Below are 11,771 nucleotides of genomic sequence, written 5' to 3' on the forward strand. Positions count from 1 at the left end.
GAGGGCGCTGCCGGAATGGCCGCGCCCTTTTTCTTTGGAGCATGCAGGACATGACCGAGAAAAGACCTGACCCGAACGGCCGCGTTCTCGTAGTCGCAGGATCCGATTCCGGCGGCGGCGCTGGCATACAGGCCGATATCAAGGCCATCATGGCAACGGGCGGCTATGCCATGACCGCCATTACGGCGATCACGGTCCAGGACACGACGGGCGTCCATGATGTCCATCCCGTGCCACTCAACACGGTGCGCGGCCAGATGGCCGTCTGTCTGAACGATATTGGGGCTGACGCCATCAAGACGGGTATGCTCGGGACGGCGGACCTGGTCGAGCTTGTGGCCGAAACGCTGGATGAGCGCGCACCTGATGTTCCGCGCATCGTCGACCCGGTCATGGTCGCAACGTCCGGCGACCGGCTGATTGACGAGCGCGCGGTCGAGGCGCTGATGTCCGTGCTTATGCCCGGCACCGCCCTTCTCACGCCGAATGCCCCGGAGGCTGAAGTGCTGAGCGGAAAATCCGTCGATGGGGTGAATGGCCAGCGGCGGGCGGCCGAAGCCCTGCTCAATCGCGGCGCAAAAGGTGTCCTCGTCAAGGGCGGGCACATTCCGGGCCGCGTCATCACGGATGTCCTGCAGACCGAGCATGGCGAGTGGCTCCTGGAGAGCGAGCGCATCGTGACTACATCGACCCATGGTACGGGCTGCACGCTGGCGAGCGCGATCGCGTCCCTGATAGCCCAGGGTCAGCCGATCGACGCAGCTGTCGAGACGGCTCGCGACTATCTTCATGGCGCCATCCAGCATGCGAAGGGCTTCGGCAGCGGCCATGGCCCGGTCGACCATGGCTGGACGCTCCAAACGGATGTGGAGCGATGAGCCTCGCGGAAACCCGCAAGCGTTATGATGACTGGCTCGCTGCGCGAGACGAGAGGCCGGCGGACATCATGGCGGGGATAGGCGACGCCCTCCACCTGCCGCTGGACAAAGCCGGCCTGAGAGCGCGCGGCTGGAGTGACCTGCCTGTCGACTGGGTCCCCGAAGACGGCCATCTCCACATAGGCGGCTATGGCGAGGACCGGGCGATCTATGACACGCCGATCTTCAATCCTGCTGGCGAGGAGCCGCGCACGATCCATCTTGGGCTCGACATCTTTGCCCCGGCAGGACGCGCTGTTTACGCCCCGCTTGCCGGCAAGGTTCACAGCTTTCAGGTGAATGACAATGCCAAGGATTATGGCCCGACCATCATCCTTGAGCACGCCCTCGCCCCCGGCCTGACAATCTGGTCGCTCTACGGCCACCTCAGCGCCGAAAGCCTCGACGGCCTTGCGACTCGCCAGGACATCGCAGCCGGAAGCGAACTCGCCCGTCTCGGCGACCCGTCCGTGAATGGCGGCTGGGCACCGCACCTGCATGTCCAGCTGATGCTCGACCTGCGCGGTCAATCCGGCGATTTTCCGGGCGTCTGCAGGCGCAGCGAGCAGTCGGACTGGCTAACGCTTTGCCCGGATCCGAGACCACTGCTGGGACTGATCTGAAGCCGGGCGACCCGTTCCGCGATGAGGCTTTCCTTTCGCTCGCCTGAGCAGGCCGACTAAACCATGGCTTAGAAAGTCTGGTTTGTGCAGGCCCCTCTCTGGAACTATGTACGCGTCTTCCTGTTCAAGGGGACCCGCAATGACCAGCCTGCCCTTTTACCAAATTGACGCTTTTGCTAGCCGCACCTTCGAGGGCAACCAGGCCTGCATCATGCCGATGGACAGCTTCCTGCCAGACGAGACGCTGCAGGCCATTGCGGCTGAAAACAATGTCGCGGAGACGGCCTTTATCGTACAGACGGGCGAGGGCGTCTGGGACCTGCGCTGGTTCACGCCAACCGTCGAGGTACCGCTTTGCGGGCACGCCACGCTGGCATCGGCGCACGCTCTGTTCTCGCATCTTGGATATGATGGCGAGGAGGTCGCATTCGATACCCGCCAATCCGGCCGGCTCACCGTAAAGCGCACGCCTGATGGCCGTTACGAGATGGATTTTCCGGCGCCAGAGATCCGCAAGATGGACGTGACCGAAGATGTCGCCGCCGCGCTTGGCGCGTGGCCCCTCGAAGCCTGGGGCGGGCCATTTTACGCAGCGGTCTTCGCTGATCCCGAAGACATCGTGAGCATGCAGGCCGATATCGACCTCATCGGAAAGCTCGGCGTGATGAAGGATGTCAATCGCGGCAATCTCGGCGTGCTCGCGGCTGGCGGTGACGGTGTCGATGTGACGAGCCGCTTCTTCGCGCCGGCGAGCGGCATCCCGGAAGACCCGGCCACCGGCAGCTGGCATTGCATGGTCGCAGCCATCATGGGGCCACGCCTGAAGCGCGCCTTCGACTGCTATCAGGCCTATCCCGGCCGCGGCGCCAAAATCGGTGTCGAGCTGGTTGGCGACCGCGTGAAGCTGCGCGGGGACGCTGTGACCGTCATTGAAGGCAAATTCTCGCTCTAGCTCAGAACACGCAGTCCTGAGCCCGCGTCATATCAGGCGCGCGAGCGCCGAGACGGAAGCAAGCTCAGAAAGGCTTGTCTCCATTCACGGTCACGCGCCGCATGTGCCGGCGGTGGCCGTGATAGTCGTTCAGCGCAAAGTGCCAGGTGCTGCGATTGTCCCAGAAGGCGACCGAGCCAGCCTCCCAGCGAAAGCGGCATGTGAACGGCTCCTGCCTTGAATGCTCGAACAGATAGTTCAGCAGCGGGCGGCTCTCCCTCCGGCTCCAGCCCTTGAAGCGGAGCGTAAAGGCCGGATTGACATAGAGCCCCTTGCGGCCAGTTTCCGGATGGGTGCGCACGACGGGATGCTCGAATTCGGGGGCATCCGGGGCCGCTGTCGCCTCCATGGACTGGCGATTGAGCGCCGACTGTCCTTTCGGGCCGTATTCACCCTTGGCCGAATGGATGGCCGTCAGCCCTTCCAGCGTCTCCTTCAGACCGTCTGAAAGCGCCTCATAGGCCAGGTGCTGGTTTGCCCAGAGCGTATCACCGCCATAGGGCGGGACTTCGATGGCGTGCAGGATCGAGCCGAGGGCCGGCTCCTCCAGGAAGGACATGTCCGTATGCCAGCCGCCGCCGAAATTGGTCTTCTCTTCCGGCGCCTTGATGATCTCCAGGATCTCCGGATGGCCTTCCATGCCCTTCACATAGGGGTGCACGTTGAGCGTCCCGAAGCGGCGGCCGAACGCCTTGTGCTTTTCCGGCGTCAGGCCATGCTGACCCCGGAAGAAGATGACATGGTGGTCCAGGAAGGCCTGATGAACCTGGTCGAAGGCCTCATTCGAGAGGTCACTGGCAAGGTCCACCCCCTCGATCTCTGCGCCGAGCGCACCTGAAATGGGTTTTACCTGAATGGCGCTGGTCATGTTTGTCCTCCCGGTCTGGTCTTGCTGCCAGATGTTTTCCGATCCTAGCCGAGCCGGTGGCGGACGCAATCCTCAGGCCTGTCGCGGCGCGCGGCGTCGCTGGCGCTGAGAGAACCAGACGCCTGACAGGATCAGGACAAAGGCGCCGAGCGCGCTCCAGCTTTGCACCTCCTGAAAGGCGAAGAAGCCGATAATCGCCGATAGGATCGGAATGACATAGCCTGTCAGCGCAATGAAGGTCGCGCTCGTCCGGCTGACCAGGAAGATGAGGATGATGCCGGCAAGTCCGGTCGAGACGGCGCCGAGCCCGATCACGGCCGCCGCGCTTTCAGGGGTTAGTGTCACCGTCGACCAGTCCGTCCAGAACAGCATGGGCACCGAACAGAGCGCAGCAACCGTTACAAATCCGACCGGCATGACAGTCGGCGCAAGGCGCGGCGCCTGCCGGGCAATGATCCCGTTGATCGAGTAGCAGAGAGCGCCGCCAAGCACGAGCAGCTGGGCAACAAGATCGGCATTGCCGAGCCCCTTGAGCGCATCCGGTCCGATCAGGAGCACCACACCCGCGAAACCGGCCAGCAGGCCGATCACCTTGAACCCGGTGAGCTGCTCATCGCGGAAGTAGAGGTGGGCGAGTATCGCGGTGAAAAGCGGCGCGGCGGAAATCAGCAGGGCCGCAAGGGAAGAGTCGATGGTCGTCTGCCCCATTGTGATCAGGTAGAAGGGCATCGCCGTCCCGATCGTGCCAAGTCCGATGATCGAAAGCCAGGCGGGCCGGTTCGAGAATGGCGGCAGGCGCTCTCCGCGTGCCAGCATGGCAATCCATAGCACAGCGGCGCCACAACCGAGCCGCCCCGGAATGATCACACTCACCGGAAGGTCCTCGACAGCCACCTTGGTCATGGCGAACGCGCCAGCCCAGCAGGAAGAGAGCAGGAGGAACAGGGCCCATTCAGCAGGTGAGCGTTGGGTGTTCATCAGGCTGGGGCGGTCCTCGAATATCTCCGCTCCTGCAATTGCACCGGCAGACGCAGGCGGCAAGGCCGCAGGCGCATCCGCCTGTCCGGAAATTACCCCTATCACACGCCCCTGAAATCTGGCATACGGGCCGCGGGCCAGCCCTCCCCAACGAGGGCCAGCCTATCTGTAAGGATAGGAGTAAAACAGATGACGATTCCCGCTAAGCCGGACGTGCGTCCAGCATGCCCGCATTTCTCTTCCGGGCCGACTGCCAAACGCCCCGGATTTTCACTCTCACAACTTGAGACAACCGCTTTCGGCCGCTCGCACCGCGCCAAGGATGCGAAGGCGAAGCTGAAAGAAGCGATCGACCGCACCAAGGCGATCCTGAAGCTGCCCGACGACTATCGCGTTGCCATCGTGCCTGCGTCTGACACCGGCGCTGTCGAGATGTGCATGTGGTCGATGCTCGGCGCGAAGCCGGTCGACATCTTTGCCTGGGAAAGCTTCGGCAAGGACTGGGTGACGGACGCGCAAAAGCAGCTCAAGCTCGACAATTGCGAAGTCTATGTCGGGGACTATGGCGTGCTACCGCCCTTCGAGAAGGCGCGCGACGATGCCGATATCGTCTTCACCTGGAATGGCACGACCTCAGGCGTGCGCGTCGACGATCATAGCTGGATCAAGCCGAACCCGGACCGCGTCGTGATCTGTGATGCGACCTCCGCCGTCTTCGCGCAGGACATCCCGTTCGAGAAACTCGATGTCATTACCTATAGCTGGCAGAAAGTGCTCGGCGGGGAAGCGGCGCATGGCATGCTGATCCTGTCGCCCAACGCCGTGAAGCGGCTTGAAAGCTTCACGCCTGACCGGCCGCTGCCGAAACTCTTCCGCATGACCAAGGGCGGCAAGCTGAACGAATCCCTGTTCGAAGGCGCCACCATCAACACCCCGTCCATGCTCTGCGTCGAGGATTATCTCAAAGCCCTCGACTGGGCCGAAAGCGAAGGCGGACCGGCCGGTCTCAAGGCACGGTCCGACAAGAGCCTCAGGATCCTGGAAGACTGGGTCGCGAAGACCGACTGGATCGACTTCCTCTGCGCTGATCCCGTGACGCGCTCCAATACGGGTGTGACGTTCAGGATCGCCGATCCGCGCGTGGCCAAGCTCGACAATGATGCCCAGGAAGCCTTCGTGAAGAAGCTGGTGACCATGCTGGAAAAGGAAGGCGTCGCCTACGATTTCAACTCCTACCGCGATGCGCCTCCAGGCCTGCGGATATGGGTTGGTTCGACGGTCGAGCCGTCGGATGTCGAGAAGCTCCTGCCCTGGCTCGACTGGGCCTTCGCCACAGCCGCGACCGAACTCCAGGACGCCTGATTACTCGTCATCCCGCAAAGCGCACCAGCGCTTCTCCGGGACCCAGTGCGAACAGTTCAACTGGGTCTTGGCTTTTCGCTGCGCTCCGGCCGGGATGACGCCTTTCCCCTGCTTGTAAATGGAACACAATCCCATGCCCAAAGTCCTAATCGCTGACGACCTCAGCACCGCCGCCGTCGAAATCTTCAGAAATCACGGCATCGAAACCGATATCCGCGTTGGCCTGACCAAGGATGAGCTGATCGAGATCATCCCGGAATTTGACGGCCTCGCCGTGCGGTCGGCCTGCAAGCCGGACGCCGACGTCATTGCCGCTGCCTCGAAGCTGAAAGTGATCGGCCGCGCCGGCATTGGTGTCGACAATATCGACATCAAGGCGGCGACCGCAAAGGGCGTCGTCGTCATGAACACGCCGTTCGGCAACGCTGTCACGACGGCCGAACACGCCATCGCGATGATGTTCGCCGCCGCGCGCCAGATCCCGGCTGCCGATGCCGGTACGCAGGCCGGCAAGTGGCCGAAGAAGAACTTCGTCGGTACCGAGGTCTCCTACAAGACGCTCGGCCTGATCGGCTGCGGCAATATCGGGGCCCGCGTGGCCGAACGCGCCAAGGGCCTCCTGATGAAGGTCGTCGCCTTCGACCCCTTCCTCACCGAGGAACGGGCTGTCGAGCTCGGCGTGGAGAAGGTGGATCTCGATCACCTGCTCTCGCGCGCCGATGTCATCACGCTGCATACGCCGTTGACCGACCAGACGCGCAACATCCTGTCGAAGGAAGCGCTGGAGAAAACCAAGAAAGGCGTGATCGTCATCAACTGCGCCCGCGGCGGGCTGGTCGACGAAGCCGCTGTGCGCGAATTGCTGGAATCCGGCCATATCCAGGCCGCCGCCTTCGACGTGTTCGCAGAAGAACCGGCGAAAGAGAACGTCCTGTTCGGCGCGCCGAACTTCGTAGCGACCCCGCACCTTGGCGCCTCGACCGTCGAAGCGCAGGAGAACGTCGCCCTGCAGGTCGCCGAGCAGATGAGCGACTACCTGCTCACCGGCGCGGTGACGAACGCGCTCAACATGCCGTCGGTCACCGCCGATGAAGCCCCGCGCCTCAAGCCCTTCATCGACCTTGCTGAAAAGCTCGGCCAGTTCGCCGGCCAGATCTCCGATCATGGCTTCGAGGAAGTCGTCATCGAGTATGAGGGCGACCTGGCCGACATGAACCGCAAGCCGATCACGGCAGCGGCCCTGGCGGGCCTGCTGAGGGCCTCGCGCGGCGATGTGAACATGGTGTCCGCACCTGCCATCCTCGCCGATTCCGGCGTGAAGTTCTCCGAGAGCGTCACAGAGGACAGCCCCGTCTATGACAGCCTGATCCGGATCAAGGTGCTTGTGCCGAAGACGGCAAACTCAGACCAGGCAGGCTGGCGCTCGCTGGCCGGAACCGTATCGGCGGGGCGTCCGCGCGTCGTTGAGGTCAAGGAAATGCCGCTTGAAGGCGATTTCTCCCCGGTCATGCTCTACGTGAACAATCTCGACAAGCCGGGCTTCATCGGCTCGCTGGGCGTGATGCTGGGCGAAGCGAATGTGAACATCGCGACCTTCCATCTCGGCCGGCAGGCTGAAGGCGGCGAAGCCATCGCGCTGATCGGCATCGACGGTGAACCGGCCGCCGACGTCACGCAGAAAATCGATTCGCTGCCGCATGTACGCTACGCGAAGGTCCTGCACTTCTAGGGATACATCCCATTCATAAGACTTATGCCCGTTCCGGCCGATGAAAGCCGGAACGGGCTGCTCCATCTCGCGTCCATCAGATGAACGCAATTTCGAAGGAGCATCCCAATGACGAAAGTCGCCATCATCTATCATTCCGGCTATGGCCACACCGCCAAGGTCGCCGGCCATATCCTCAAGGGCGCGCAGGCTGTCCGTGGCGCAGACGTCACGCTCTACAAGGCTGACGACCTGACAAGCCCGGACAAGGGCCCCTGGTCCGAACTCGCCGAGGCAGACGCCATCGTCTTTGGCGCTCCGACCTATATGGGCTCGGCCTCCGCGGTCTTTAAGCAGTTCATGGAAGCGGCCTCGAAGGTCTGGATGGCGCAGGGCTGGCGGGACAAGATCGCCGCCGGCTTCACCAATTCCGGCTCGCTGGCGGGTGACAAGCTCAACACGCTGCAGGAACTGGCAATTTTCGCCGGCCAGCAAGGTATGATCTGGGTCAACTACGGTGCCTTCCCCGGCTACAATACGAGCCAGAGCGACTACGAGACCGCCTGGAACCGGGCCGGCCACATGATCGGGCTGGGCACCCAGTCGCTGACGGACCTGCCAGCCGATCAGACCCCGGACCGCGCAGACCTCGAGACAGCTGAAGACTTCGGGCGCCGTGTCGCTGAGGCCACAAAGCGCTGGGTTCGCGGCAAAGTGGACCAGGCGCTGGAAACCGCCTGAAGAGATTAACTTGACCTCAGGCCCGCCCCGGCCTTTCTGGGGCGGGTCAATTTTTCAGAGGTCCCTTCCATGAATCGTCTCCTTGTCTGCAGTGCTCTTACCCTCTCGGCCGTCTCGCTTGCCCAGACCGCAGAAGCCCAGCTCGTCGAGGAAGCGCGCATTGGCGTCATGCAGCACAATATCTGCGTGATCGACTGCAAGAACGCCGACAAGGAGGACGGCCCGACGGTCGAAGGCGAAATCGTTTTCGCCTCACCGGAGTTTCTGAAATACATCTGGGCACCCCGCCCTTACGCGCTGGCATCGATTAATGTGTCAGGCGACACAAGCTATGGTGCGGTCGGCCTGATGTGGAACTGGGACTTTGCCGAAGACTGGTCGCTGGAGCCAAGCCTCGGCTACGCCATCCACGATGGCGCGGTTGCCAGCCCGTTCCCGCAAGGCAGCCCGGAAAGCAATGCCTTCTCGCAGGAAAACGTCCTGTATGGATCGGAGGACCTCTTCCGGACCGGCCTCGCGGTCAATCGCGACATCGGTGAGAATTGGGGCCTTCAGCTCCAGTATGAGCACCTGTCCCACGGCCAGATCCTCGGCAATGGGCGCAATCAGGGCGTCGATAGTATCGGGCTGCGCGCCTATTACCGTTTCGGCGGGTAAGGCTTACCCGCCGTCACACTTGCATTCAGACGAGATCAGGCGAATCCTCCCCGTCAACAAATGACATGGGAGGATTGAATGGCGCAGAAACATGCCATCATCATTGGCGCCGGCCTCGGCGGCCTGACCGCTGCCATCAAGCTGCAGGAAGCGGGACATTCCTTTGATCTGCTCGACCGCAACCCGAAAGTCGGCGGCACCTGGTATGAGAACACCTATCCGGGATGCGCCTGCGACGTTCCGGTAGCGCTCTACCAGCTGTCTTTTGCTCAGAGCATCAACTGGACCCGCGCCTATCCACAGGGCCCGGAAATCCAGGCCTATGCAGAAGAAATCGCCGATCGCTTCCAGCTGAGGCCGAACCTTCATCTCAATGATGCTGCCGTGAGCGCGAAATGGGATGACGAGACCAAGAAATGGACGGTCACGACCGAGAGCGGCAAGACCTATACTGGCGAGATCCTTGTCGGCGCCCTTGGCCAGCTCAACCGGCCCAACTGGCCGAAGATTGACGGTATCGACGCCTTCAAAGGCGCGAAGATGCATTCGGCGCGCTGGGATCATTCCGTCGATTTCGAAGGCAAGCGCGTTGGCGTCATCGGCTCGGCAGCGAGTGCCATCCAGCTGATTCCCGAACTTGCGAAGGTCGCCAAGCAGCTGACCGTGTTCCAGCGCACACCGAACTGGGTCATCCCGCGCCGCGATGTCCCCATCACGCAACAGGAACAGGCCCTGATGTTCACCGAGCCGGAAACGGCAATGGACCTTGGCGCCCGCAACCGCCAGCTGATCTATGACAATGCCGATCATTTCTTCTGGCAGGCCTTCAAATGGACCCAGGCCGGTCGCGACGCCTATACGGCGATTGCGACCAACCACCTGAAAGACCAGGTGAAGGATCCGGAACTGCGCAAGAAGCTGACGCCCGACTATCCTGTGGGCTGCCGGCGCATCCTGATCGGCGACGACTATTTCCCCGCGCTCCAGCAGGACAATGTCGAGCTCGTCACCCAGGCGCCGAAGTCGATCGACGAGACCGGTGTGACGACACCGGACGGTGTCCACCGCGAGTTCGATATCCTCGTCTTTGCAACCGGCTTCGAGACCACTGGCTGGAACTGGTCGGTCGATGTCGAAGGTCTGAACGGCAAGCATCTCAACGAGGAATGGTCCGACCACCCGGAGGCCTATCGCGGCATCACGGTCGCCGACTTCCCGAACCTCTTCGTGCTGTATGGCCCGAACACCAATCTCGGCCACAACTCCATCACCTTCATGCTGGAGCGCCAGGTCGAGTACATGATCAAGGCGCTGCTCACGCTGGATGAAAAGTCGGCGTCGGCCATGATGCCGAAGAAGGACGCGCAGGACCGCTGGAACAAGGAAATCCAGGAACAGCTCCAGAAGACGGTCTGGGCCGATCCAGCGTGCAATTCCTGGTACAAGACCGAGGACGGCCGAATCACTCAGAACTGGTCCTCTCACACGCGGGACTATGCTGCGGCCGTGCAGGACGTGAAAGTCGAGGATTACGAACTCGCCTGATCGTCGCGCTAGCGCAACTCGCCCCTTGATATTCGCGTGCAAACACTGTCTGTGGCGCACGGGATTTCAAGGAGTATGAGCCCATGTCAGGTGTGGTCGTTGTCGGGGCCCAATGGGGCGATGAGGGCAAGGGCAAGATTGTCGACTGGCTGTCGAGCCGGGCCGATACGGTTGTTCGCTTCCAGGGCGGCCACAATGCCGGCCACACGCTGGTCATTGGCAACAAGACCTTCAAGCTGAACCTCTTGCCATCGGGCGTCGTGCGCGGTGGCAAGCTCTCGGTGATCGGCAATGGCGTCGTCGTAGACCCCTGGCAGCTGCTGTCGGAAATCGATGGCATGATGAAGGAAGGCGTGATGCTCGGCCCGGACGACCTGATCCTGGCCGACAATGCCTGCCTTATCCTGCCCTGGCACAAGGATATCGACGCCGCCCGCGAGGCGGCGCTCGGCGACTCCAAAATCGGCACCACGAAGCGCGGTATCGGCCCGGCCTATGAAGACCGTGTCGGCCGGCGCGCCATCCGGGTTGCCGACCTCGCCGATCCGGCCGCTCTTGACCTCAAGCTGGAGCGCCTGCTGGCACACCACCGTCCGCTGCGCGCCGGTCTCGACCTGCCTGAACCGGATGCCGAGAAGCTTAAGGTGGACCTTCTGGAGCTGGCGCCGAAAGTGCTGCCCTTTGCCAAGCCCGTGTGGAAACTACTGGATGAGCAGGTCAAGCTCGACCGCCGCATCCTGTTCGAAGGCGCCCAGGGCGTCATGCTCGATGTCGATCACGGCACCTACCCCTTCGTGACCTCATCGAATGTCGTGGCGGGCAATGCCTCGGCCGGGTCCGGCGTCGGGCCCAGCGCGATTTCCTACGTGCTCGGCCTCGCCAAGGCCTATACGACACGCGTCGGCTCGGGCCCCTTCCCGACAGAACAGGATAATGAAATCGGCCAGCGCCTCGGCACCGTCGGGCATGAATTCGGCACCGTCACGGGGCGGGCCCGGCGCTGCGGCTGGTTCGACAGCGTCATGGTCCGCCAGGCCTGCGCAACCTCGGGCGTGACCGGCCTTGCACTGACCAAGCTCGACGTTCTCGACGGCTTCGAGGAGATCAAGGTCTGCGTGGCCTACAAGCTGAATGGCAAGGAAATCGACTATTTCCCGGCCGGTCTCACCGACCAGGCCGCCGTCGAGCCGGTCTATGAGAGCATGCCGGGCTGGAAGGATTCCACGCGCGGCGCCCGCAGCTGGGCAGACCTGCCGGCCGAAGCGGTCAAATATGTCCGCCGCCTTGAGGAACTCGTCGGCAAGCCATGTGCGCTGGTGTCCACCTCGCCGGAACGCGAAGACGTCATCCTGATGCGTGACCCGTTCGAGCGGGCCTGACC

General features: G+C 62.6%; 11 protein-coding genes. 9 read left to right on the forward strand and 2 right to left on the reverse strand.

Annotated features, from left to right (window positions below; all coding sequences use genetic code 11):
* Positions 1–50: 50 nt before the first annotated feature.
* From thiD to D1227_RS01865, 3 genes are all read left to right on the forward strand, one after another.
* A complete protein-coding gene (gene thiD, locus D1227_RS01855) occupies positions 51–878 on the forward strand; it encodes a bifunctional hydroxymethylpyrimidine kinase/phosphomethylpyrimidine kinase (RefSeq protein WP_119404002.1) in 828 nt (275 codons plus the stop codon).
* Positions 875–1,540: a peptidoglycan DD-metalloendopeptidase family protein gene (locus D1227_RS01860; RefSeq protein WP_119403579.1), complete on the forward strand. Its 666-nt coding sequence runs from the start codon at positions 875–877 to the stop codon at positions 1,538–1,540. Before thiD ends, D1227_RS01860 begins: the two co-directional genes overlap by 4 nt.
* Before the next feature lie 139 nt (positions 1,541–1,679).
* Positions 1,680–2,492 (forward strand): PhzF family phenazine biosynthesis protein, encoded by an 813-nt coding sequence (locus D1227_RS01865; RefSeq protein ID WP_119403580.1) that lies wholly within the window; start codon positions 1,680–1,682, stop codon positions 2,490–2,492.
* A gap of 64 nt (positions 2,493–2,556) precedes the next feature.
* On the opposite strand, the gene D1227_RS01870 is transcribed toward D1227_RS01865, so the two are convergent.
* Together D1227_RS01870 and D1227_RS01875 are read right to left on the reverse strand one after the other, a co-directional pair.
* Entirely contained in the window at positions 2,557–3,399 is an 843-nt protein-coding gene (locus tag D1227_RS01870; protein ID WP_119403581.1) for a TauD/TfdA dioxygenase family protein, read from the reverse strand.
* Between the two features lie 72 nt (positions 3,400–3,471).
* Positions 3,472–4,377 (reverse strand): DMT family transporter, encoded by a 906-nt coding sequence (locus D1227_RS01875; protein ID WP_119403582.1) that lies wholly within the window; start codon positions 4,375–4,377, stop codon positions 3,472–3,474.
* A 189-nt stretch (positions 4,378–4,566) separates the two neighbouring features.
* On the opposite strand from D1227_RS01875, the gene D1227_RS01880 reads away from it, so the two are divergent.
* From D1227_RS01880 to D1227_RS01905, 6 genes are all read left to right on the forward strand, one after another.
* Positions 4,567–5,739, forward strand: coding sequence for a phosphoserine transaminase (locus D1227_RS01880; protein ID WP_119403583.1), 1,173 nt, complete (start codon positions 4,567–4,569; stop codon positions 5,737–5,739).
* Positions 5,740–5,872: 133 nt separating this feature from the next.
* Positions 5,873–7,468 carry a phosphoglycerate dehydrogenase gene (gene serA, locus D1227_RS01885; RefSeq protein WP_119403584.1) on the forward strand — a complete coding sequence of 532 codons (1,596 nt, stop codon included), beginning with the start codon at positions 5,873–5,875 and terminating at the stop codon, positions 7,466–7,468.
* Between the two features lie 108 nt (positions 7,469–7,576).
* On the forward strand, positions 7,577–8,188 hold the full coding sequence (locus tag D1227_RS01890; protein ID WP_119403585.1) for a flavodoxin family protein: 612 nt from the start codon (positions 7,577–7,579) through the stop codon (positions 8,186–8,188).
* Between the two features lie 69 nt (positions 8,189–8,257).
* Positions 8,258–8,845: an acyloxyacyl hydrolase gene (locus D1227_RS01895; RefSeq protein WP_119375512.1), complete on the forward strand. Its 588-nt coding sequence runs from the start codon at positions 8,258–8,260 to the stop codon at positions 8,843–8,845.
* Between the two features lie 78 nt (positions 8,846–8,923).
* Positions 8,924–10,390 carry a flavin-containing monooxygenase gene (locus tag D1227_RS01900; RefSeq protein WP_119403586.1) on the forward strand — a complete coding sequence of 489 codons (1,467 nt, stop codon included), beginning with the start codon at positions 8,924–8,926 and terminating at the stop codon, positions 10,388–10,390.
* 83 nt (positions 10,391–10,473) lie between these two features.
* Entirely contained in the window at positions 10,474–11,769 is a 1,296-nt protein-coding gene (locus D1227_RS01905) for an adenylosuccinate synthase (protein ID WP_119403587.1), read from the forward strand.
* Positions 11,770–11,771 lie beyond the last annotated feature (2 nt).

The sequence above is a fragment of the Henriciella mobilis genome, from assembly GCF_003576315.1.
Lineage (GTDB): Bacteria > Pseudomonadota > Alphaproteobacteria > Caulobacterales > Hyphomonadaceae > Henriciella > Henriciella mobilis.